Consider the following 21,546-nt stretch of genomic DNA (forward strand, 5'->3'; position numbering starts at 1 on the left):
CGCTAGCCGCGCTCCGCGATATTTTTGACGCTCTCCACGAGGCTGTCCCACATGCCCTTCGAATGTGCCGCTTCGTCCGGGCTGGCGTTGTTGTCTTGGGTCAGCGTCAGCTTGGTCATTCTGCCGTCAGCCTCGAGCGTCCACGTCAGCGTGTGGTAGTTCCCAGGAGTGTCTTCTTGGCCGGACAACGGGCTGAAATGGGTGTTTACCAGCCGCTTCCCGGGCTCGAATTCGAGGATGACACCTTTGTCCTCATACTCTTTGCCCTTCCAGACCCCGCGCCAAGCGATAGGTCCGCCAACCGTCCAGTCGGTGACAACCTCGGTCCCGAACATGAACTCCTTGATGGCCTGGGGGTCGGTGAGCACTGACCACACCCGATCGGCGCTTGCATGGATCGTGATGGTTGAACTCGCGCTGAAGTTGCCCGTCATGTCAGTCTCCCTTTGCAGCCTGCCTGCGTCCTGAAGCTCGCGAAACCGAGTCTACGCCCGGGGTGGAGAGGCCAATGCGGGGGCTTCCGCCAGCGCGACGGTGGTCTTGCCGCTGCTGTTGAGGCAGTTGCTTCCTGAAAAACACTTGTGCGATGTGTATGCCTACTAATGTCAAGTACTGCACATTGTCCAATGACCTTCGAGTGCCCCACGGATACTGTGAAGTGAATCACTCGAAAGGAATGCATGTCATGTCCACATCCGAAACAGGGCACGATGACTACCCCATCACCAGGGTTCCCGCAACGAAGCGGAAGCACTGGTTCGGCATCGCCGTCCAGCGCTTTGGTCAGACTTCTGACCTGAGCCAGTTTCTTCTCGGGGCAACTTTTGGCTTCGGAATGACGTTCTGGGACGCCTTCTGGGCGTTCACCGCAGGGGCGTTGATCGTCGAAGCACTCATGATTTTCGTCGGCATCGCCGGCATGCGCCAAGGTCTCACGACGTCCATGCTCGCCCGCTGGACGGGCTTCGGCCGCGGCGGCGCGTCGGTCCTCGGCTTGACCATTTGTATCAGCCTCATCGGGTGGTTCGGAATCCAATCAGGGATTTCCGGAGCAGGATTGAACCAGATCGTCCCTGAAATTCCAACGTGGGCCTGGTCGCTGGCCTTTGGCCTGGTGGTCACTCTGATCGTGGTCCGCGGCTTTGAATCAATGCAGTGGTTGGCCAACATCACCGTGCCGCTGTTCATGGTCCTGATCGCTTGGGCGGCGTGGGCCGAACTGAGCAACCACTCCATCAGCCAGCTCATCACCGATGCCCCTCCGGGCGCCCACCTGGATTTCGTCACCGCTACCACCATCGTCGCTGGAAGCGCCGTTCTCGGGGCAGTCATCACGCCCGACATGACCCGCTACAACAGGACCGCTGGCGACGTAGTTAAGCAGACCGTCGTCGGCATTACGCTCGGCAACTACAGCATCGGCATGATCGGGGTCCTGCTCGCCCACGCCGTGAAGTCGGCGGACGTCACCCAGATCATCTTCTCCTCGGTGGGCTGGGTAGGCATCCTGATCATCGTCCTTGGCACGTCCAAGATCAACGACTGGAACCTCTACAGTGCCGGACTCGGCGTCGTCTCCTTCTTCAACAGCGCCATGAACAAGCGCCTGAATCGTGCGCACGTCACCCTGCTGATTGGTGTCGTTGGAACTGTATTGGCAGCGATCGGCATCCTGGACAAGTTCATCGACATCCTCATGGTGCTGGGCGTCGTCTTCCCGCCGGTCGCCGGGATCATCATGGCCGAGTACTTCGTCGTCAAGAAGTGGCGGTCCCTCCTGGAAGCCAGCCGGGACTCGGGACTTCCGCCAGCCGAATCGCCCAACTGGATCCCGGCCACCTTCGTCATTTGGGCGATCTCTGCGGCCTTGGGCTACTTCGTCACCTTTGGACTGCCAGCCTTCAATTCCCTGGCCGCAGCATTTGTGCTCTACATCGTCGCCGGAAAGCTGAACCTCCTGCGGTCCTACGGCGACAACCAACCAACAAACGAAACCATCACCCAGGAAGTATCGGTAACCGCACTATGAGTAGCCTGAGAATCGGCATTGACGTCGGCGGCACCAACACGGATGCTGTGCTCCTGGACGGCGGACAGGTGCTCGCCTCCACCAAAGTCCCCACCACCAAGGACGTGACCAGCGGCATCACCCAAGTGCTCACCGCCCTGAAGGAGCTGAACGGCTTCAGCCCGGATGACATCCGAGGCGTGATGATCGGAACCACGCATTTCATCAACGCCCTCATCGAGGCACGGGACCTCTGCCCTACAGCGGCGATCCGGCTGGGACTTCCCGCCACTGCGTCCCTGCCTCCCTTCACGGATTGGCCGGATGCCCTCACCAACGCGGTCGGGGGCCGCGCTTACATGGCTCACGGTGGACATGAGTTCGACGGACGTGCCATCAGCCCCTTCGACGCCAACGAAATCCGGCGCCACGCAGCCGACATTGCCGCACACGGCATCCGCTCTGTGGCCGTTTCCAGCGTCTTCTCGCCCGTCAACGATGAATTCGAGCAACGCGCCCTGTCCATCCTTCGCGAAGAGCTTGGCCCGGAGTTTCCTGTCTCCCTGTCGCACGAGATCGGCCGGGTTGGACTCCTGGAGCGCGAGAACGCGACCATCGTCAACGCTTCCCTTGCCGAAATGGCGAACCGGATTGTTGATGGCCTCGCCAAGGCTGTCCTCGAGCAGGGCATCACGGCACCGTTGTACGTCAGCCAGAACGACGGCACGCTCATGGACATCGAATACACCCGCCGTTACCCGGTGGCCACGTTCGCTTCAGGTCCCACAAACTCCATGCGCGGTGCAGCGGCCCTCTCCGGATTCTCCGACTGCCTGATTGTGGACATCGGCGGCACAACAACGGACGTAGGCGTCCTTGTCAACGGCTTCCCCCGCGAGTCCAGCACCCATGTCCGGCTCGCAGGACTCCGCACCAACTTCCGGATGCCGGATGTCCTTTCGGCCGGCCTGGGAGGCGGTTCACGCGTCCGGTCCGAGAAAGGAACTGTAGGCCCGGATTCCGTGGGGTACCGCTTGACGGATGAGTCCCTGGTCTTTGGCGGATCCGTCCTGACAGCGACTGACATCGCGGTCCGCAGTGGAAGGGCCGACGTCGGAGACGCGTCGTTAGTGAGCCACATCAGTGGCGCAGTGGTCCGGTCAGCCCTGGAACAGATCGACCGGACGATTGCTGACGTTGCCGACCGGATCCGGACCTCGTCCGCGCCCCTGCCAGTCGTCGCCGTCGGCGGTGGATCCATCCTGTTGGCAGACAAACTCGACGGCCTGGGAGCCATCCACCGGCCCGAGAACTTCGACGTCGCCAACGCATACGGCGCCGCCATTGCCCAGATCAGCGGTGAGGTAGATCGACTGTCCTATCTGGCGGACGGCGACCAAAAGGGCGCCATGGAATCTGCGCGTCAGGAAGCCGTCGACCGTGCCGTTGCTGCCGGCGCCAGCCCCGATACCGTGACGATCGTGGAGCAGGAAGCCGTTCCGATCCCGTACCTCCCCGGGAATGCCATGCGCATCCGTATCAAGGCCGCCGGCAACCTCAAGCTAGGAATGTGAGCACATGACACAGGAACTAACGCAAATCCGCAAGCTGACGCGCATCACCGCCGACGACATCGACTCTCTAGCCCGCGGTGCTGCCATCCTGGGAACGGGCGGCGGCGGCGACCCCTACATTGGCGCCCTCCTGGCGCGTCAGGCACTCGAGGAGTTCGGCCCCGTTGAGCTCGTCTCCGTTGAAGACCTGGACGACGACGCCTTCATCGTTCCGGTCGCAGCCATCGGGGCACCGACTGTTGCCGTGGAGAAAGTGGACTCGGTAGAGAACCTGACCCTCACCATCAAGCAACTGTCGGCCAGATTGAACCGCGTTGCCACGCACACCGCTTGCGCAGAGATCGGCGGCTCCAACTCCATGCTGCCAATCGTCGCCGCGGCCCAATTGGGCATCCCGCTCGTTGATGGAGACCTGATCGGGCGCGCCTTCCCTGAGATACAGATGGGAATGCCCACCATGTACGGGATTCCGGCGTCCCCCATGGTCTTGGCCGACGAGAAGGGCAACACGCTTGTGATCAACGGCATCGACTCGTTCTGGGGTGAGCGCTTTGCCCGGCAGGCTTCCATCGAGATGGGGTGCAATGCCTTCAACGCCACGTACGCCATGACCGGCGCCCAGGCCAGGGGCTGCTTCGTGGCGGGTTCAATGTCCCTCGCCATCACCATTGGAGACGCAGTGGCCAACGCGCAGCACAACAACCTCAACCCCTGCGATGTCCTCGCTGAAACACTCAGGGGTCGCATCATCCACGTCGGCAAGGTCACGGACTTGCAGCGCCAAACGACCGGCGGGTTCGCCAAGGGACAGGCAATGATCGAAGGCATGGGGAACGATTCTGGCGCGGTACTTTCCCTGCATTTCCAGAACGAGCACCTGCTGGCGATCAAGGACGGCACCGTGGTCACCACGACGCCGGACCTCATCGTTGTGGTCGACGCGGAATCCGCCGAACCGGTGACCACGGAGAACCTGCGTTATGGGCAGCGCTTGTGCATCCTGACCGCGCCCAGTGACCCCCGCTGGCACACCACCGAGGGCCTCAAACTGGCAGGGCCCGAGTACTTTGGCTACGGCCTTCCGTCACACCGCTGGGATGGGACACCTGAAGAGCACACCGAGTCCATCGAGAGTTACCGCGCCTGACCGCCGTCGACCATCTGCGGGACCGCCGCGCCTCCGACGACAGTTGGCGGCGCGGCGGTGGCATCATGGGGACAGTAGCCAGACCTTCCTCGCGAAGAGGCGGTCATCAAGGAGAACCGGAGTAGAAGAATGATTCCCCCGATCCCGCTGTGGTCCGTCACGAATCACGTCCCGGCGGGTGTGATTGAGTGCGTCGGGGAGCCGGGCGCCAAGACGGTATCGTCCCTGGTTGCCTTGACTGGTTCTCTCGCCGAGGTCAATCGCCAGGTCCGCGAGCAGCGAAACCTCGACGGCGATCCGCTCACCCTTCAGCACTGCATTCTGCTCCCGCTGGAACCCCTCCCGTCCGGGGTGTCGTGGGACGTCGAGGCGCTGTTGGCGCTGGCGTCTGCTGCCGGCGCCTTTGCCCTTGCCGTTAAGCTGCCTCACGACGTCGGTGCGCTGCCACCTAACATCAAACGCCTCGCCGAACGCTTGGAGCTCGTGGTCCTGGCCGTCCACAACACCTGGCAATTCGGCATGGCCGCGCAGGAGTTGCTGTCCCGAGCCGCCCATCTGCAGGGCCTGCTCGTCTCCCGTGTGGCTTCAGAATGCCGAACCCCGTTTGGCACACTCACCCACCTCCTGTCGCGGCTGACCCACGCCCTAGGGCATCAGGTGACGCTGGTAGACCCAGCCGGAAAGCTCATCTCCGCTGAGGAATCGCTGCAGGAAAAAGGACAGAAGCCGGAGGCCAGCATGCTGGCCAACTCCACCGAAATCCTGGCTCCCGTCCACAAGGAGCAGGACAACAGCCCGCGGCTCCGGGTGGTCCTCGGTCCCACCTTGGAGCAGGAACAAACTGCTATCGGCGCAGCACTCGAGGTGGCCGCCATCGCGGTTTCGGATCTGCTGTCCCGCCAGCGGCTGGAAAGGGAACGCGATGCCCGGCACCGTATTGCCCTTTTGGGACAGCTGATCGACAGTGCCGGTGACGTCAGTCCTTCGTTCAGGGCCAGGGCGCTGGAACTCGGCTGGACGTTGGATGGCTATCACATGGCCTTCCGCGTGATCACCCGGGAACCAGTGGACATTGTGGCCCGAAAGGCAGATCTGGACCGGGCCCTGTTGCGCGAAAAGATTGAAGCAGCAACGGTTGAACAGTCCGACGGTTGGTCAGGGTGGCTTACGTTCCCCTCCAAGCCAGGGCCAGCAGAAGTGGGCAAGATCAGCAGTGCTTTGAGGCGAGCCCAACGAGAACTCGCGGCAACCATCTCCACCCAATTCGGCGTGGGCCGCATGCAGGCTCAGCCCGAGGGCATCGTCCGCTCCCTCGAAGAGGCCAACGATGCCGCACGCATCGCTGCGGCCAGGGAAAGCTCTGGCTACTTTGTCCACGTGGACCGCCTGGACATGGCACAGTTGCTGTTGATCTGGACCCGAACGGACACGTTCCGGCCCGCGGCCCGGGAACTCCTCGCCCCACTTCTCAACGCGGGCCCCGAACTCCTGCTGACCCTCACCACATTTCTTGACTGCGAGTCGTCACTGACGGAAACAGCAGCCATCCTGAACGTCCACCGGAACACTGTCAGCGATCGCATTAGACGCATTCAGTCGCTCATCGCCACCAATCTTGGCGATCCGGAAGCGCGTCTGGCATTGCAGCTGGCCTGCCGGAGCCTGCTGATGGACAAACCGGGGTAGCTCTTATCCTCGCCCGCGGACTGGCTGCTCCGGCTCGGACCCGCCGGCGAGAGTTGCTACTTTTAGGCCGGAATGGGCGCATAGGCTCTTCCCATGGAAACAGTCGTCTGGTCCAAGCCGGAAAATGAGCGCACCGGGACGCCACTGCTTGTGATGATGCACGGATACGGCACGGACGAGCAGCGAATGGTGAATCTCTTTCCGCAGCTTCCCCGGGAATTCACCTGCGCCGCGCTTCGTGGCCCTATGGCGATCGGGGACCACTATGGCTGGTTCCTGCTGGACTACTTCCTCGCCAACGACTTTGCGGACGTCATCACCGCCACCAACAAGGTGTTCGCCTGGATTGACTCAGTCAAGCGCAACCACAGCAGCGTGACCCTCCTGGGCTATTCCCAAGGCATGGCCATGGCCAGTACGCTTCTGCGGCTCCGTCCGGAAGGCTTCAAAGCGACCGTGGGCCTCTCCGGATTCGTGCTGGAAAACGATCTCTTGGCGCTCAGTGAATCCTTCGACTCCCCGCCGCCCTTCTTTTGGGGGAGGGATAAGGCCGATCCCGTGATCTTCAGGGATGCCATTGAGCACACCGAGGAATGGCTCAACAAGAATATGGCTCTCACCGCGAGAACCTACCCGGGCATGGGCCACCGGATCGAGGCCCGCGAGATGGCGGACGTCAGCGCGTTTCTGCGGTTTTACGTCCTCCGTTGAGGTGAGGCTCGCGTCACATTCGGGGGTGCTGGAAAACAACTCTTGATTGCCAAAATTGTAAGCGCTTACACTCTTCTTCGGCGGTGCAAGGAAATGCCGCTAAATCCAGAAGATGAAAGGGTTGAGGCCGTGTTGAATGGTTAAGGCTTACCGCGTGACAATCCAGGACGTTGCCGTCCTCTCGGGCCTGTCAATATGCACCGTTTCACGCGCTCTGCGGAACCTGCCGAACGTGTCCGAAAAGGCACAAGCCAAAGTGGCCGACGCCGCCGCCAAACTCGGCTACAAGGCATCCTCCGCGGCGGCCCGCCTGGCCGGCGGAAGTACCGGTTCCATCGCCATCATCGCTCCCACCGCCACTGCCTGGTTCTTCGCCCAGGCCGTTGAAGCGGCCGAGGAAGTGTTTGGAGACAGCGGTTTCGACACTGTCCTGATCAGCCTGCGCGGCAAGTCGAGCGTCAAGCGGAAGATCTTCGGCGACCTCCTTGGGCTATCCCAACGGGTGGACGGCGTACTGCTCCTCAACGTCGATCTGAGCGAATCCGAGGTTGCCCTCCTGGCCGCATCCGGCCTTGCAGTTGCGAGCGTGGGGATGACTTCCGTACCGTGGGACAACGTAGGGATCGACGACGAACTCGCGGCTTGGCAGGCCACCTCACACCTTTTGGGGCTGGGCCATTGGGATCTGGCGGTGCTTTCCGGCCGCGAAACCCAAGAGAACTCGGTGCTGACGGCGAGCGACCGTCTCAAGGGATTCAGCCGCGCGTTGAAAGACCATCACCTGACTGTGCATCCGGACTTGGTCATCAACTCGGATTCCACGATTGACGGCGGCCGCAAAGCAATGAACGAACTCATTGCCCACCGAAGCCTTCCCACCGCGGTTTTCGCGGACTGTGATGAGGCAGCATTTGGCGCCCTGATGGCCATGCGCGAACATGGATTGTCTGCGCCGAAGAATGTTTCCGTGATTGGAATCGACGACCACCCCATGAGCTGGTTCCTTGGCCTGAGCACAGTGGCGCAGCCGGTCGCGGACCAGGGCGCCTTCGCCGCCAACCTGCTGGTGGACCGGCTCCAGAACGCCGACGCCCCCAACGAACCCTCCAACCATTTCCTCGACACCAAGCTCATTGAACGCAAAACCACGCGCCGCCAACGCTGAACGGACCACTCCACACCATGACTGATACCCGAGCCACCCAGAAGACCGCCTGGACGGGCGCCACCGCGCTCCTTTTCGACCTCGACGGCGTGCTGACGCCAACCGCCGTCGTGCATGAGCAGGCCTGGCAGGAACTCTTCGACGGCTACCTCGCTGAAGCAGGCCATCCGGACGGTTACCAGGAGAGCGACTACTTCGACCACATAGACGGCAAGCCGCGCTTCGATGGCGTGCGGGATTTCCTCACCTCCCGTGGAATCACTTTGCCGGAAGGACCGACTGACGACGATCCCGCCAACACGAGCGTGCAGGGCCTGGGCAATCGCAAGAACCGGATCTTCAACGAGATCGTGGATTCGCGCGGCGTCGAGCCCTACGCGGGCTCTGTCCGCTTCATCCACGCCGCACTGGAGCTGGGACTCAAGCTCGCCGTCGTATCCTCATCGCGCAACGCGCCCGCCGTCCTGAAGGCGGCCGGACTGGATGGCTACTTCCCGGTGGTGGTGGACGGCCAGGTGGCGGCCGCCGTCGGGCTTCCGGGCAAGCCGGATCCCGCCACTTTCCGTTACGCCGCCGAGCTGCTGGACGTCCCCGCCGCGGGCTGCGTCGTCGTCGAGGACGCGGTGTCCGGCGTGCAGGCCGGCAGCGCCGGGAACTTCCGAGCCGTGATCGGGGTGGACCGGGGCGCCGGTCACCAGACCCTGCTCGACGCCGGTGCAACATTCGTGGTCGACGACCTCGACGAACTCCTCTAACCAAACCGTTTCAGCAGAAACAGAAGGAACCCAACAGTCCATGGCACTCATCAGCTCCGACCGGCTGCGCTTCCCCTGCGAACCGTGGAAGCTCGTGGAGAGCATCCACGTTCCCGGTGACGCCGGTACGCTCGAAACCCTTTTCAGCCTCGGCAACGGCCACCTGGGCATCCGCGGCGCCCATTGGGCCGGGGCGGACAGCGAACTTCCCGGCACGTTCATCAACGGTTTCCACGAAACGTGGGACATCAAGCACGCCGAGAACGCGTATGGCTTCGCCCGCACGGGACAAAGGATCGTCTATGTTCCGGACGCCAACAACTTCAACGTTGTCATCGACGGCGAGCAGCTGAGCCTCGCGGAGTCCGCGGTGCAGAATTACCGCCGCAGCATCGACTTCGCCACGGGCGTGTACGAATGCGCTGTCACTTGGGAGTGCCGTTCAGGCGCCATCGTCACCACGGTGGAGCGCCGCGCCGTCGGGATCGAATCCAGGGGTTCCCTTGGCATCGAGCTGAGCCTCACCGCAGACCGCCAGGTGTCTGCTGACGTCACGTCTTTCGTAATTAACCGGCAGGACCAGCCTGTCGAGGACCAATCTGCCCACGACCCTCGCCGCTCCGGACGCCACGCCGGCCGGGTGTTGCTCCCGCTCCACCTCCAGGGCTCCGACGGATCCCTGCGCATGGCCTGGGAAACCGCCGAATCCCGGCAGCGCATCGGCATGGCCGTGGACCACTGGATTTCCGCAGAAGAACAGCCCTTCGAAACTGTGGTGGGGGAGGACGAGTCCACGGTTCGCTACGTCATGGCCGTGAATGCGGGCGAGACGTTCCGCTTGGAGAAGAGCGTCAGCTACGTCGTGAACAGCGCAGACGCAAGCGCAGAGGAACCGGGCGAGATCCTGGCGTCCGACGCCGAATTGGGACTCGTGCCGTTCGACGCGCTCCTGGCCGAAGGTGCAGCCCACTATCGCGATTACTGGTCCACCGCGGATATCACCATTGGTGGCCAGCCCGAACAGCAGCAGGCCGTGCGCTGGAGCCTGTTCCAGCTTGCCCAGGCCACCGCGCGTGCCGGCGTCGCGGGCATCCCGGCCAAAGGCGTCAGCGGCTCGGGCTATGAGGGTCACTACTTCTGGGACCAGGAGGTGTACCTGCTGCCGTACCTGACGTACACCAACCCGGCCGCCGCCCGCCAGGTGCTGGAATCCCGCCACGCCATGCTTCCCGACGCCCGGATCCGGGCCAAGGAACTGAGCGTGGACGGTGCGCTGTTCCCGTGGCGCACCATCAACGGGCTCGAGGCCAGCGCGTACTACGCCGCCGGAACCGCGCAGTTCCACATCGCCGCCGCGATCTCCTTCGCTGCCAACCGCTACCAGTGGGCCAGCGGCGACGCGAGCTTCCGCGCTGAAGTGGGTGCCGATCTGTTGATCGAGACGGCGCGCATGTGGGCTTCGCTGGGCTTCTTCGGCAAGGACGGCTTGTTCCACATCCACGGCGTCACCGGCCCGGATGAATACACGGCAGTGGTCAACGACAACCTCTACACCAACGTCATGGCCCGCTTTAACCTGCGGGCGGCTGCGGCACTGGAACACCCTGATGTCCCGGAGACCGAGCGGATGGTGTGGCAACAGGCCGCCGCGCGCATGTCCCTTCCCTACGATCCGGACATGGAAATCTACAGCCAGGACAACGACTTCATGACCCTGGAGCCGTGGGACTGGTCCACGCCGCGGTCCAAGTACCCGCTGCTGCTCAACTTCCACCCGCTGGTGATCTACCGGCACCAAGTCCTCAAGCAGGCGGACACGGTGCTGGCGATGTTCCTGCAGTGGCAGGACTTCACGGCCGAGGAAAAGCAGCGCGCGTTCGATTTCTACGATCCCATCACCACCGGCGACTCCACCTTGTCCGCCTGCGTGCAGGGCATCATGGCGGCCGAGGTGGGCTACTCCGACGTCGCGCTCAAGCACTTCACCGAGGCCTTGTTCATCGACCTGGATAACACGCACAACAACACTGTTGACGGGGTGCACATCGCGTCCACCGGCGGTATCTGGAGTTCCTTGGTGTGCGGGTTCGCAGGCATGCGGGACCAGGGCCAGGTCCTGCACTTCGATCCGCGGTTGCCGGCCGAGTGGGCCAGCCTGTCCTTCCGGCTCAAAGTCCGTGGGCGGCTGTTGTCCGTCGAGCTGCGCCCGGGGTCCATCAGCATTGCGCTGGTTGCAGATGCAGGTGTTCCAGGTTCAGCGCCCGACGCCGGTGCCGCGCCTTTGGAGCTCAGCGTGCGCGGGCAGCGGGTCGTCGTCGGCGTCGAGACGGTCACTGTGCCCCTCGACGAAGTGCCGGTCCCCGCACCGTCGGTCTTCCCGAGCCTCTTCCCGACAGCGGGCCTCCCCGTGATCGGAAGCACGCGGGTCTAGGCGGGCACCATCGATTGCTCCGTAACTGTCGTTCTGGGCGCTCAGAACGGCAGTGGGCCCACGCCGGCGAGGGCCCCGGCCTGAGCTTGCGAAGGCTGGGAGCCGGTGGGGAGCAGTGGATTCACAAAAAGGCGCACGCCTGAGCTGCTCCCTACTTCGGTGCGATAGCCCGCATGCTGTTGTTCCGCTTCTCATGGGTGAGTTCGGCGAGCCCAAGGGCTTCCAGGAGCGGCGGCATGTACATGCCGAAGCGGCCGCGGTATCCCTTGCGCAGGCCGTACCAACCGCCCACCGGATTGCTATCGTCGCGGCCCCAGGCCTCAACTGTGCCTTCGGCGGCAGGCTTGTTCTCGTCGGCCGCCCCGAGCGGCACCCAGTCGCCTTGCTGGAGTAGCCAGGCATGGAGGTCCTCGATGGCGCTCAGATGGTATTTGAGGGTGGTGGAACCCACTTGGCAAACGATCGCGGGCGGGTCACCTGATTCGTCCCGATACATCGTGTAGTCGGAGGAGCCGGGCGGGGTGGTGAGTGTCCAGGGGTCTTCCTTGGATCCAGCGGCCATCTACGGTGTCCTTTCCTGGCGGGCGTCGCTGCAGGCGTCGCGCGGGTGTTGGCTACACGCTACACAGGGCCCGGCGGCGCTGGAAGGCGGGGAGTGAAGTAGTCTCCGTCTGCCATGGGCTGCCAAGTACGGTTCAGCCGGCGAGCTTGTGGCGCTCCAGCAGTAGGTGCACTGCCTCGCGGACGAGTTCGCTTTGGGACCGCCCGGTCTTGGCCCGCAGGCCCTCAAGGAGCTCGAACTCGCTACGGGGAATTGCGCCCCGGACAACGGGGGACTTCCCGCCCTTCTCGGCGCCGACGTGAGGCCTGCCCATACGGATCGCGTCTTCGCTGCCGTACTCTGCCAGCAGGAAAGCGCGGCCATCTGCCGCAGCGGCAGCCCCGGTCTTGACTTTCCCTGCGGAGGTGACGGGGACCGATTCGTCGGTCAAGCTTGCGGCGAGATCTTCGTAGTATTGATCGCTCATTTCGGGTTCTCCTCTCGGTATTTTCGGTACTTGGGCCCGAGTTCAATCATGTGGAAGACAATCGCCTCTGCGCGGGGGACGCCGTGTTTGCCGGACGATGCCTTCCAAATCGGCGCCATGCGTCGATTTTACAAAGTTTGACCCTAAAGTATAGCCGTCTAGTTTAGCCCCTCTGGTTGGCCCGGACAGCGGGCGACGTGCTCCTCGGCACGGTGACGGCCGATCTTGGTCAAACGGCAGCTACCCAGGAATGGATGAACCGAGGAACCCCTCAATCGCGTCCGCCGCGGCCGGTGCCCCGCCCGCTGAACGCACCCGTGCACTCATCGCCTCGAGCTTGCCCCGGATCGCCTGGTCGTCGCTGACTTGAATGACAGTTTCCCGGATTAGCTCGGGGGAGAGCCCCTCGAGGGGGAGCCGCCGCCCGAGTCCCAGGTCCTCCACCCGGTGTGCATTGGCGCCTTGTTCGGGCTGCAGCGGGAATGCCACCAGCGGTACTCCGAAATAGAGCGCCTCCATGGTCGAATTCATCCCGGTGTGGGAGAGGAAAGCGTCGGCGTGCGGTAGGACTTCCAGCTGCGGAAAGAAGGGCCGTACCTCAACATTTTCCGGGATGTCCCCCAGCTCGGACTCCTCGACGCGCTCCCCGATTGCCATGGCAATTTGCCAGTCTGCGCCGGCAAATCCTTCCAGGCACATCCTGAAGAAATCCGGCCTGTCATTCAACGGCGTGGTGCCCAGCGAGACGAACAACAGCGGCTTGTCCTTGGCCCGGGGCTGCCAGGCCTCCTCGTTGCCCCGCAGGCCGAGGCACGGGCCAACGAAGTGGAACCTGGCATCGAATGTCTCTCCCGAGGGCTGGAACTCCCTCGGGATGAAGGAGATGTTCAACGATGCAGGAGGCCCTCCCATGAATTGCAGATGGCCTACGCCATGCTCCGCGGCGAAATCATTGATCCTCTGACTGGCCTGTTTCCAGGCCTCGACCATGCCCGGCGGCGGCGGGCCCGGCATGAGATCACGCATCGAGAAATGTTCATTGGTGGCATAGCTCGGAAGCAACGCAATATCAGGCAAGGCCAGCTTCGCGGCAGCCATCTTGCCGGAGAGCGTCATGGCGTCGTAGGCCACCCCGTCCGGCGTGTCCTCGGCTAGCCGGGCGAGCAGCGCCGGGAATTCCTCCCTTGCGCCCTTGAGAATCCGCTCAAGCAGTCCCGACATCATTCCGGACGGCATTCCGGCGAACATCCCCGTCATCGGTGCCGGCGCGGGACCCCCCTCCGCCGGTGCCGGGCGGCCATCAGCGGAACGCGCGCGCGGGGGGAGGAATGCCGCCAGATCCTCTCCGCTGGGAAAGAATGCGGCGCCGGCAGATTCGACCGCCTTCGCGTACTTCGCCGACGTGGCATAGGTGACCCGGTGGCCTCTTCGAACCAGTTCGGCAACCACTGGCAAAGTCGGGTTCACATGGCCTGCTGCCGGCAAACAGATGAAGGCTATATGCATGGCGCCACTCCCAGGAACAGCGGATGCTTCATTTGGAAAGATCGGTACTATGAACGCTGCGCCGGCGTGACTTCAGCCCGGTCTCCAGTTTGGTCCGCACCTCGCGCCTCACACGGGCGGCAAGCTCGGTCTCATGCATTTCAAGGAAGGTCCGGACTCCGCGCGGATCCCACGGAACCAAGGACCGCAATGCCCAGCTGACTGCCTTGACTACAGTGTCATCGCGATCTTGGATCAAGATGCCGACGACGCCGAGCGTCCGTTGCGTATCACCGGTTCCCCACCGTGATCTCGTGTTGAGCACGGTGGTGGAGACAAGCGCTATGCGTCGCCACCAGTGGTCCGGGCTCCGCGCCCAGCGGTCGACGTCGGCGTCGGAGATGAGCCCTTCGCGCCACGCTGGTCCCACCAAGACGGTGGCGAAGGCATCAGCCTGGCCCCAAGTAGTGATGCCTTCTCCCAGATGTTCAAGCCGGGCCGGCGTGAGGTCAGCGAAAGCCGCCCGATGGGAATTGATGAATTCCCAGCCCTCCCAGTCAAAGCCGGCTGCTACAAGTCCTTCGGCGAGACTGAAGACAACGGGAGCCTCCATCGTGGCGATTTCCGCGGAAACCCTGCGGCGGACGGTGCGGAAGCTCGCGGCGTCGTGCTTCTCCAGAGCGCGCAGTTCGTCGAGGACGCGCGCCAATAATTGCCCCGGTTGGGTGTCCCCCGGAGAGACGAGCACTCCGTGCGAAGCCACTTTTTGGCCTCGGATTTCGCAGGTTGAACGCTACTATGCGGGGGCGTCGTCGGTATCCGGCCCTTCGGCAGGTTCCTGGCTATGAAGGCCGGTATCGTGGGACACCCAGCCCTCGGTTTCCCCTTCAGCAGGGGCGTCACTGTGGTGCCGGACGTCGTTGGACTCTGCTGCTTTTTCCATTCCGGATACTTCCTGTCCTTCGTTGGACTGTTCCCGTGAACGCACTCAAGTCTACGCCGCGAAGGGGGCGTGTGGCCTAGGCTAGGCCAAGGAACTACCGCACGAATCCAACGGCTGAATGCAGAGGTGAAGAATGGCCAAGCGACCCAACCCGGCAGTAAGAATTGCACAGGAAACCGCCCATAACGCCATGTTCGACGCCAGCGGCAAAGCCAAGCCCGGTGTCCACAACGTGCTGCTTCGGGCCGTCGAAGTGCAACGACCCCTTGTCTTGGCGAACCTGCGCCGCCTACAGCGCAAATACCCGCAGGCCACGGCGGCGCAACTGGCCGCCAAACTGGAGCGCGACTACCTCGCCGCGGTCACCGGCGGGGGTGCCGCCGTCGGGGCAACCGCCGTCGTGCCCGGTATCGGCACGGCAGCCTCGCTGGGCCTGTCCGCGGTTGCCACCATCGGCTTCCTGGAAGGAACCGCGCTTTACGCCGCTTCCCTGGCCGAACTCCACGGCATCCGCCTGACCGATCCGGACCGTGCACGAACCATGGTCATGGCCATCATGCTCGGCGAGGAAGGCACCGCCCTGCTGGGTTCGCTGAGTGGACAATCGCTCGGCAAAGGCAAAGGCGTCACGCAGGCCTGGGGCAAGACCCTCACCAAGAAGCTGCCTGGCGGAGGATTCGGGATCATTCGCGATGCCATCCAACGCGCCTTCCTCAAGCGGCTCGTCAAACACCAAGGCGCCGCGTTCCTCGGCCGCGCCCTGCCTTTCGGCGTGGGGGCCGTGGTGGGCGGAGTGGGGAACCGCATCATGGGGCGTGCCGTAGCGGCCTCGGCGAGAGAAGCATTCGGTCCTATGCCGGACATCATCCCGGGCGAGCTGCTCCCAGCCGCCCACCAGAACGCGCTGGAAGGCGGAAATAGTGGATCTCAACGCTGATTCGGGGGAGTCGTTCGGCTCCTGGACCATGGGGAACGACGCTTCAATGTTCCGGATTGTCAGCAGCGCCAACGTCGCGTGCGGCTTCCACGCCGGGGATCCGGTGACCATGCTGGACAGCTGCCGTGCAGCCTTCGAGCTCGACGTCCGGGTCGGCGCCCACGTGGGCTACCGGGACTTGCATGGCTTCGGGCGCCGATCTATGGACATGTCCTTCGATGAGCTCTTCGGCGACGTCCTCTACCAACTCGGTGCGCTGGACGGCATGGCCCATGCGGTGGGCGCATCCGTGGACTACGTCAAACCCCACGGTGCCCTCTACAACAGGATCGTCCACGACGTGGAGCAGGCCGAAGCCGTGGTGGCCGCGATTCACGCCTACGATCCCGGGCTGCCTGTCCTTGGCCTGCCTGATTCCGCGTTGCTGCGGATCGCCGAAGAGTCCGGGCACCCCGTGTTCAGGGAGGCTTTCGTGGACCGCGGCTATTTGCCGGACGGAACCCTGGTGCCGCGCTCGCAGGAAGGTGCGGTGGTGCACGACGCCGCCGCGGTAGTTGAGCGGGCCGTGCGCTTTGCCGTACGGGGCGAGGTGCTGGCCGTGGACGGCACGGTGGTGCGGGTGAAGCCCGATTCATTGTGCATCCACGGCGACACGCCGGGTGCTGTTGAGCTGGCTGCGGCGGTGCGCGCTGGCCTTGAGGAAGCTGGTGTGGAGATTGAATCCTTCGCCTGAGGTTCTTGGTTCGCGCGGCGGGGGTTCGCGCGGTAGCGGCGGCCGGATCCTTTTGCCCTGCGGCGATAGCGCATTCTTGGTGGAACTGCCCGAACTGACCGCCGTCGTCGCGTACTACCGCGGGCTGACCGGGGCCGGCGCGTCGGCTGGCGTTTCAGCGCCGCGGGGGATCATCGACGTCGTACCGGCCGCCCGTACCGTCCTTGTCACCTTCGATCCCGAGGCGATCCGTCCCTCCGAAGTCCGCGACTGGCTGGAATCCGCGGAGCCGGCATACGACGTTGCCAGTTCGGGCCGCGAAGTGACCATCGAGGTCTCCTACGGCGGCCCCGACCTTGCCGAAACGGCACAGTTCCTCGGCATGGGCGAGGCCGAAATGGTCAAGCTTCACACGAGCTCGGCGTGGACTGCCGCATTTTCCGGCTTTGCGCCCGGCTTTGTGTACCTGGTCACCACGCATGAGCGGCTGCGCGTTCCGCGTCGGAACACTCCACGCACGGCCGTGCCGGCTGGCTCTGTTGGCCTTGCAGGCGAGTTCAGCGGCGTCTACCCGCGATCCTCTCCAGGCGGTTGGCAGTTGATCGGAACCACGACGGCGGCACTGTGGGATGCGTCCAAAGCCGAGCCCGCGCTGATCCGGCCGGGTGACCTGGTCCGATTCGTGGAGGCCTGATGGCGATTGTGGTGGTGAACCCCGGCCCCCTCACCTTGGTGGAAGACCTTGGCAGGCAGGGCTGGGCTTCGTTGGGGCTGAGCCCTTCCGGCGCCCTGGACCGGCAATCACTCCGCCTTGCCAATCTGCTGGTCGGGAACCCTGCGGAAGCCGCAGGGCTGGAGATACTGCTGGGCGGGCTTCGCCTGCGGTTCGTGACGGCGTCGACAGTTGCGGTGGCAGGCGCGGAGGGCATCGTGACTCTCAACGGTGCCGAGATTCCGCTGAACCAAGCCGTCCGCGTGGCTCCGGGCGCGGTGCTGGATTTCGGTGCTCCGCTGTTCGGGCTGCGATATTACCTGGCGGTGCAGGGCGGCATCGATGCTCCCAAGCTCCTTGGTTCCAGCAGCACGGACATGCTCTCCGGTGAAGGCCCCGCGCCGTTGAAATCGGGAGCGCAGTTGGGCACCGGCCGAGTTTCCGCAGGCAACGGCTTGGTTTCCGGAACAGCTTCCGTTCCCGGACCCGGGGCCGGTGCGGGCATGGGGGCCCTCAACAATGCGCATGTCCTCCCAGCTATCCGCCGCGCTCCTGATCCGGGGCGCGCCATCACGGCCCGCGTGGACCGCGGCCCCCGTGCAGACTGGTTCGACGACGACTCCTGGCGCCGCCTTGTCAGTCAGGATTGGACCTTGTCTCCGGATTCCAACAGGATCGGCGCACGACTGGTGGGCCGACCGCTCACTCAGACCCGGCTTGAGGAACTGCCCAGCGAAGGCATGGTGCTCGGCGCACTCCAAGTGCCGCCGTCGGGCCTTCCCACGGTATTCCTGGCAGATCATCCCGTGACGGGTGGCTACCCCGTGATTGCCGTGGTGCGTCGCACGGATCTGGACTTGTTGGGCCAAGCCCGCCCCGGCCAGCGGATCCGTTTCCTAGGCTGAGCGTTCCTCTCCGCTGGACAAGCCCCTCCCTCGTGCGCACGCCGCGTTGAACCCGGGCCTGAACCCGAGTTGGACATGTCCCTTCGCGTCAGCCGAACAACAAGTGCGCCACGGTGAAGATCGCGAGCCCGGCCAACGATCCCACCACGGTGCCGTTGATGCGGATGTACTGCAGGTCCTTACCGACCTGGAGCTCGATCTTTTGCGAGGTTTCCTCGGCATCCCAGCGCGCCACGGTGTCCGTGATGACCCCCGCGATCTCGGAGCGGTACGTTTTGACGAGGTACCCGGCAGCATCACCGATCCAGGCATTGACCTTGCCAGCCAGTTCGTCGTCGCTGACAAGCCGCGAACCGAAGTCCCGGACGGCGCTCTTGAAACGCTGCGTCAGTTCACTGTCGGGATCGTCGACGGCGCTGAGCAGCGCGTCCTTGATGGTTCCCCACGTGCGGGAAGCGAGTTCGCGGACCTCGGGATCACCGAGTATCTGGGTCTTGATGCCTTCGGCCCGGGCGATCATCGCAGGATCGTGCTGAAGATCCTGGGCAAGATCGCCGAGGTATGTATCGATCGACTGGCGCACTTGATGATGGGGATCCTGCTGCACCGCCCGTACGAACTTGGCTATTTCGTTGTAGACCCTGTCGCCTACGATGTCGTCCACGAAGGACGGAACCCAGAGGGGTGAACGGTCGGACACGAGTCGGTTCACCGTGGAGTGGTTCGCTTCCACCCAATCCGCCGCGCGGTCAACCAGCAGATCGACGAGCTTGTGGTGGTGGCCATCGGCAAAGATCCGTTCGGCCATCCTTCCCACCGGCGGTCCCCATGGCGGAGTGAGCAGGTGCTTGCGGACCATGCCCTCGATCACTGCCTGGACGTCGTCGTCGTTTAGCACAGTGAACGCTCCGCGGATCAGTGCTGAACCTTCCTTTGCGATCCGCTCCGGGCCGCCCGGGGAAGCGAGCCACTTGCCGGCTTTCCGGGCGATGTCGACGCTCGCGAGTTTCTCCTGGACCACCTGCTCGGACAGGAAGTTGGTCTCCACGAATTCCCCGAGCGATGCGCCGATCTGGTCCTTGCGCCGCGGAATGATGGCCGTGTGCGGGATTTTCAGGCCCATGGGGTATTTGAACAGCGCAGTGACGGCGAACCAGTCGGCCAGCGCTCCCACCATGCCACCCTCGGCAGCGGCCCGCACATATTCCAGCCATGGATATTGCCTCTGCAGGGCGAACGCGGCGGTGAAAACCACAGCCATCGCAATCAGGAGCGCCAGGGCCACCGACTTCATCCGACGCAGGGCAGCGGCCTTTTCGGCGTCACCGTTCCGTTGCCCGACGCCGGCCGCAACCGTGGAGCTGTTCCTGGCACCTGCGTGCCGGGTAGCCTCCCCGGTCGGGTCACTGTCGCTGTCCGTCACCGGGATTTGTTCAGAGTTCACCTGCATGTGCCCAGCGTAGCCCCGTCGCCGTCATGGGCGTGGGCTACCGTGTCCCCATGACGAATGACAAGCCCGGTCGCCCAGACCAAAGCTCGGAGCAAAACACGCGGCCCATGGTCTACGCCCACCGGGGAGCCAGTGCCGCATTTGCGGAGCACACGCGTGCAGCGTACCTGAAGGCAATCACAGACGGCGCCGACGGCGTCGAATGCGACGTTCACCTGACGCGGGACCAACACGTTGTCCTGCTTCACGACGCAAACTTGGACCGCACCTCAGACGGCACCGGTCCCGTGGCTGAGAAGACCCTCGAAGAGCTGCGGCAGCTGGATTTCTCCTCCTGGAAGGGCGCCCGGATTCCGGACCAGTACGGCGCAAAGTCGAACCAGCTCCTGACGCTCCCGGAGTTGCTGGACATCCTGCGCGATGCCGGCAGGGCCATCGGCTTGGCCATTGAACTCAAGCACCCGAGCCCGTACCAGCTCAAGCTTGAAGACCGCGTGCTGGAGCTTCTGGGCAGCCAAGGCTGGAATGCAGAGACGTCCATGCTGGACAACATCCAGGTTTCCTTCATGAGTTTCAGCCCGGATTCCGTCAAGCACCTGCTCCAGTCCGTTCCCGCGGAGCACATTTGCCAGCTGGTGGAGGACGTCACCGTGGAAGATGTCCGCGATGAACTTGGCCTGGGCGCCATCACCGGGGGAGCGGTGGCCAACGTGATGAAGGCAGCCCAGCAGGAGGGCGAACGGATCCTGGACGACTGCGAGGTTGGACTGGCCGGCCCGGGCATCGATTACGTTCGCAAGCACGCCCGCACCGTCCAGCGCTGGCTTGAATCAGGCCGCCGCTTCCGGGTGTGGACCGTTGATTCAGAGAACGATGTTGCCCTGTGCCAAGGCCTTGGCATCCACGAGATCACCACCAACAAGCCGGCGCAGGTCCTGGCCCAGCTTTAGGGTCCCAACTGACTGGCAGTTGTTGTCGTTCTGAGGCCTCAAAACGACAACAACTGCGAGTCAGATGACCGTGTTGCTGAGGGTTCCAATGCCGCCCAGCGTGATGTCCACCCGGTCGCCGGGCTGGACAGCCACGAAGGTGTTCGGAGCTCCCGTCATGATGATGTCGCCAGGCTCCAGGGTCAGCCATTCGGTGACGTAGACGAGGCAATCCGTGATGGAGGACGGCAGGTTGAAGGAACCGGACTTGGCCTTGACCTCGCCGTTGACTACTACCTCGGTGCTGACGTTGTCCGGGTCTTCGACCTCGGTTTCGATCCACGGCCCCAGCGGCGTGTAGTTGGTCCCGGACTTGCCCTGGAAGAGCTTTTCGTCGATCTGGTTTTGGTCCACGTTGGTGACATCGTTGACCACGGTGTAGCCGAGGACGTGGCTCAAGGCGTTCTCGGCTGTGAGCTTCTCCGCCCGTTTTCCGATGACGGCGGCAAGCTCGCCTTCCACGTTGACTGTGCCGGCGTTGCGCACGGCCACGATGTCAGCCCCGGGCCCGGCGATGCTGTGGACTGACTTGTGCCAGGCCTGGATGGGCAGCACGTGGTTGTTGTTGCCCAGGTTGTGCCCAATTCCGAGTACCACGGAAGGCCGGACCGGGGCGAGGAACAGGGCGTCGTCCGGGGAACTGGATTCTCCGGTGAAGGAAAGGACCTCGGCAAAGGGATCCTCGATGTGGTCCCAGCTTCCGTTGCGCAGGACTGCGTGCTTCGGGCCGGAAGGGGTCTGTAGTCGGGCGATGCGCATGGAACTCCTCGTTGAATTTCGTGTGGCGGTGGACGGTGCCGGGTACGGCCTAAAGAAAAACATACATCATGCTGAACTTGGTACAGCACTCTGAACAACTATGAATTGCGTGCGCCCCGCTAGGCACTCCTCCGGTTACCGCCCCGAGC

22 protein-coding genes are annotated in these 21,546 nt (G+C 63.7%); 13 read left to right on the forward strand and 9 right to left on the reverse strand.

Annotated features, from left to right (window positions below; all coding sequences use genetic code 11):
* Positions 1-2 precede the first annotated feature (2 nt).
* Entirely contained in the window at positions 3-434 is a 432-nt protein-coding gene (locus tag NFJ07_RS10275) for an SRPBCC domain-containing protein (RefSeq protein ID WP_269994110.1), read from the reverse strand.
* A gap of 251 nt (positions 435-685) precedes the next feature.
* Here NFJ07_RS10275 and NFJ07_RS10280 point away from each other — a divergent pair, with 251 nt between their 5' ends.
* The 8 genes from NFJ07_RS10280 (at position 686) to NFJ07_RS10315 (ending at position 11,477) form a co-directional block, all read left to right on the forward strand.
* The gene (locus NFJ07_RS10280; protein WP_269994111.1) at positions 686-2,029 is read left to right on the forward strand and encodes a purine-cytosine permease family protein; all 1,344 of its coding nucleotides are present in this window, start codon (positions 686-688) and stop codon (positions 2,027-2,029) included.
* Positions 2,026-3,582 (forward strand): hydantoinase/oxoprolinase family protein, encoded by a 1,557-nt coding sequence (locus NFJ07_RS10285; protein WP_269994112.1) that lies wholly within the window; start codon positions 2,026-2,028, stop codon positions 3,580-3,582. Before NFJ07_RS10280 ends, NFJ07_RS10285 begins: the two co-directional genes overlap by 4 nt.
* 4 nt (positions 3,583-3,586) lie before the next feature.
* On the forward strand, positions 3,587-4,729 hold the full coding sequence (locus tag NFJ07_RS10290) for a DUF917 domain-containing protein (RefSeq protein WP_269994113.1): 1,143 nt from the start codon (positions 3,587-3,589) through the stop codon (positions 4,727-4,729).
* A gap of 129 nt (positions 4,730-4,858) precedes the next feature.
* Complete coding sequence (locus NFJ07_RS10295; RefSeq protein ID WP_269994114.1) at positions 4,859-6,415, forward strand: PucR family transcriptional regulator; 1,557 nt, start codon at positions 4,859-4,861, stop codon at positions 6,413-6,415.
* A 93-nt stretch (positions 6,416-6,508) separates the two neighbouring features.
* Positions 6,509-7,126, forward strand: coding sequence for an alpha/beta hydrolase (locus NFJ07_RS10300; protein ID WP_269994115.1), 618 nt, complete (start codon positions 6,509-6,511; stop codon positions 7,124-7,126).
* 154 nt (positions 7,127-7,280) lie between these two features.
* A complete protein-coding gene (locus tag NFJ07_RS10305; protein ID WP_269994116.1) occupies positions 7,281-8,291 on the forward strand; it encodes a LacI family DNA-binding transcriptional regulator in 1,011 nt (336 codons plus the stop codon).
* A gap of 17 nt (positions 8,292-8,308) precedes the next feature.
* Positions 8,309-9,046, forward strand: coding sequence for an HAD family hydrolase (locus NFJ07_RS10310; protein ID WP_269994117.1), 738 nt, complete (start codon positions 8,309-8,311; stop codon positions 9,044-9,046).
* A gap of 40 nt (positions 9,047-9,086) precedes the next feature.
* Entirely contained in the window at positions 9,087-11,477 is a 2,391-nt protein-coding gene (locus tag NFJ07_RS10315; RefSeq protein WP_269994118.1) for a glycoside hydrolase family 65 protein, read from the forward strand.
* Positions 11,478-11,628: 151 nt separating this feature from the next.
* Here NFJ07_RS10315 and NFJ07_RS10320 read toward each other — a convergent pair whose 3' ends face one another.
* The 6 genes from NFJ07_RS10320 to NFJ07_RS10345 all read right to left on the reverse strand — a co-directional run bounded on the left by NFJ07_RS10320 (position 11,629) and on the right by NFJ07_RS10345 (position 14,933).
* Positions 11,629-12,039, reverse strand: a complete 411-nt coding sequence (locus tag NFJ07_RS10320) for a DUF6855 family protein (protein WP_269994119.1) — start codon at positions 12,037-12,039, stop codon at positions 11,629-11,631.
* 133 nt (positions 12,040-12,172) lie between these two features.
* A complete protein-coding gene (locus tag NFJ07_RS10325; RefSeq protein ID WP_269994120.1) occupies positions 12,173-12,505 on the reverse strand; it encodes a ribbon-helix-helix protein, CopG family in 333 nt (110 codons plus the stop codon).
* Positions 12,502-12,624: a hypothetical protein gene (locus NFJ07_RS10330; RefSeq protein ID WP_269994121.1), complete on the reverse strand. Its 123-nt coding sequence runs from the start codon at positions 12,622-12,624 to the stop codon at positions 12,502-12,504. Before NFJ07_RS10330 ends, NFJ07_RS10325 begins: the two co-directional genes overlap by 4 nt.
* Positions 12,625-12,745: 121 nt before the next feature.
* Positions 12,746-14,011, reverse strand: a complete 1,266-nt coding sequence (locus NFJ07_RS10335) for a macrolide family glycosyltransferase (protein ID WP_269994123.1) — start codon at positions 14,009-14,011, stop codon at positions 12,746-12,748.
* 28 nt (positions 14,012-14,039) lie between these two features.
* A complete protein-coding gene (locus NFJ07_RS10340) occupies positions 14,040-14,753 on the reverse strand; it encodes a DNA alkylation repair protein (RefSeq protein WP_269994125.1) in 714 nt (237 codons plus the stop codon).
* Positions 14,754-14,786: 33 nt separating this feature from the next.
* Positions 14,787-14,933, reverse strand: coding sequence for a hypothetical protein (locus tag NFJ07_RS10345; RefSeq protein ID WP_234754026.1), 147 nt, complete (start codon positions 14,931-14,933; stop codon positions 14,787-14,789).
* 133 nt (positions 14,934-15,066) lie between these two features.
* Here NFJ07_RS10345 and NFJ07_RS10350 point away from each other — a divergent pair, with 133 nt between their 5' ends.
* The 4 genes from NFJ07_RS10350 (at position 15,067) to NFJ07_RS10365 (ending at position 18,199) form a co-directional block, all read left to right on the forward strand.
* Positions 15,067-15,870 (forward strand): hypothetical protein, encoded by an 804-nt coding sequence (locus NFJ07_RS10350; protein WP_269994127.1) that lies wholly within the window; start codon positions 15,067-15,069, stop codon positions 15,868-15,870.
* Positions 15,854-16,603 (forward strand): LamB/YcsF family protein, encoded by a 750-nt coding sequence (locus NFJ07_RS10355; RefSeq protein WP_269994129.1) that lies wholly within the window; start codon positions 15,854-15,856, stop codon positions 16,601-16,603. The genes NFJ07_RS10350 and NFJ07_RS10355 overlap by 17 nt, the downstream gene beginning before the upstream one ends.
* A gap of 79 nt (positions 16,604-16,682) precedes the next feature.
* Positions 16,683-17,276, forward strand: a complete 594-nt coding sequence (gene pxpB, locus NFJ07_RS10360; protein WP_269994130.1) for a 5-oxoprolinase subunit PxpB — start codon at positions 16,683-16,685, stop codon at positions 17,274-17,276.
* Positions 17,276-18,199, forward strand: coding sequence for a biotin-dependent carboxyltransferase family protein (locus NFJ07_RS10365; RefSeq protein WP_269994131.1), 924 nt, complete (start codon positions 17,276-17,278; stop codon positions 18,197-18,199). Before pxpB ends, NFJ07_RS10365 begins: the two co-directional genes overlap by 1 nt.
* An 88-nt stretch (positions 18,200-18,287) precedes the next feature.
* Here the strand turns inward: NFJ07_RS10365 and NFJ07_RS10370 are convergent, their stop codons facing one another.
* The gene (locus NFJ07_RS10370; protein WP_269994132.1) at positions 18,288-19,649 is read right to left on the reverse strand and encodes a DUF445 domain-containing protein; all 1,362 of its coding nucleotides are present in this window, start codon (positions 19,647-19,649) and stop codon (positions 18,288-18,290) included.
* A 50-nt stretch (positions 19,650-19,699) separates the two neighbouring features.
* On the opposite strand from NFJ07_RS10370, the gene NFJ07_RS10375 reads away from it, so the two are divergent.
* A complete protein-coding gene (locus tag NFJ07_RS10375) occupies positions 19,700-20,599 on the forward strand; it encodes a glycerophosphodiester phosphodiesterase family protein (protein WP_269994133.1) in 900 nt (299 codons plus the stop codon).
* Between the two features lie 60 nt (positions 20,600-20,659).
* Here NFJ07_RS10375 and NFJ07_RS10380 read toward each other — a convergent pair whose 3' ends face one another.
* On the reverse strand, positions 20,660-21,397 hold the full coding sequence (locus tag NFJ07_RS10380; RefSeq protein WP_269994135.1) for a fumarylacetoacetate hydrolase family protein: 738 nt from the start codon (positions 21,395-21,397) through the stop codon (positions 20,660-20,662).
* Between the last annotated feature and the right edge of the window lie 149 nt (positions 21,398-21,546).

The sequence above is a fragment of the Arthrobacter sp. B2a2-09 genome (assembly GCF_027587375.1).
In the GTDB taxonomy this organism is placed as follows: domain Bacteria; phylum Actinomycetota; class Actinomycetes; order Actinomycetales; family Micrococcaceae; genus Arthrobacter.

Excerpts from the sequence above, each read along its gene's own strand:
- NFJ07_RS10295 (WP_269994114.1), top strand. The coding sequence starts at position 4,859 with ATGATTCCCCCGATCCCGCTGTGGTCCGTCACGAATCACGTCCCGGCG.
- NFJ07_RS10375 (WP_269994133.1), top strand. The coding sequence starts at position 19,700 with ATGACGAATGACAAGCCCGGTCGCCCAGACCAAAGCTCGGAGCAAAAC.
- NFJ07_RS10365 (WP_269994131.1), top strand. The coding sequence starts at position 17,276 with ATGGCGATTGTGGTGGTGAACCCCGGCCCCCTCACCTTGGTGGAAGAC.
- NFJ07_RS10275 (WP_269994110.1), bottom strand. The coding sequence starts at position 434 with ATGACGGGCAACTTCAGCGCGAGTTCAACCATCACGATCCATGCAAGC.
- NFJ07_RS10285 (WP_269994112.1), top strand. The coding sequence starts at position 2,026 with ATGAGTAGCCTGAGAATCGGCATTGACGTCGGCGGCACCAACACGGAT.
- NFJ07_RS10380 (WP_269994135.1), bottom strand. The coding sequence starts at position 21,397 with ATGCGCATCGCCCGACTACAGACCCCTTCCGGCCCGAAGCACGCAGTC.
- NFJ07_RS10310 (WP_269994117.1), top strand. The coding sequence starts at position 8,309 with ATGACTGATACCCGAGCCACCCAGAAGACCGCCTGGACGGGCGCCACC.
- NFJ07_RS10325 (WP_269994120.1), bottom strand. The coding sequence starts at position 12,505 with ATGAGCGATCAATACTACGAAGATCTCGCCGCAAGCTTGACCGACGAA.
- NFJ07_RS10350 (WP_269994127.1), top strand. The coding sequence starts at position 15,067 with ATGGCCAAGCGACCCAACCCGGCAGTAAGAATTGCACAGGAAACCGCC.
- NFJ07_RS10345 (WP_234754026.1), bottom strand. The coding sequence starts at position 14,933 with ATGGAAAAAGCAGCAGAGTCCAACGACGTCCGGCACCACAGTGACGCC.
- NFJ07_RS10370 (WP_269994132.1), bottom strand. The coding sequence starts at position 19,649 with ATGCAGGTGAACTCTGAACAAATCCCGGTGACGGACAGCGACAGTGAC.
- NFJ07_RS10280 (WP_269994111.1), top strand. The coding sequence starts at position 686 with ATGTCCACATCCGAAACAGGGCACGATGACTACCCCATCACCAGGGTT.
- NFJ07_RS10330 (WP_269994121.1), bottom strand. The coding sequence starts at position 12,624 with ATGGCGCCGATTTGGAAGGCATCGTCCGGCAAACACGGCGTCCCCCGC.
- NFJ07_RS10320 (WP_269994119.1), bottom strand. The coding sequence starts at position 12,039 with ATGGCCGCTGGATCCAAGGAAGACCCCTGGACACTCACCACCCCGCCC.
- NFJ07_RS10290 (WP_269994113.1), top strand. The coding sequence starts at position 3,587 with ATGACACAGGAACTAACGCAAATCCGCAAGCTGACGCGCATCACCGCC.
- NFJ07_RS10315 (WP_269994118.1), top strand. The coding sequence starts at position 9,087 with ATGGCACTCATCAGCTCCGACCGGCTGCGCTTCCCCTGCGAACCGTGG.
- NFJ07_RS10335 (WP_269994123.1), bottom strand. The coding sequence starts at position 14,011 with ATGCATATAGCCTTCATCTGTTTGCCGGCAGCAGGCCATGTGAACCCG.
- NFJ07_RS10300 (WP_269994115.1), top strand. The coding sequence starts at position 6,509 with ATGGAAACAGTCGTCTGGTCCAAGCCGGAAAATGAGCGCACCGGGACG.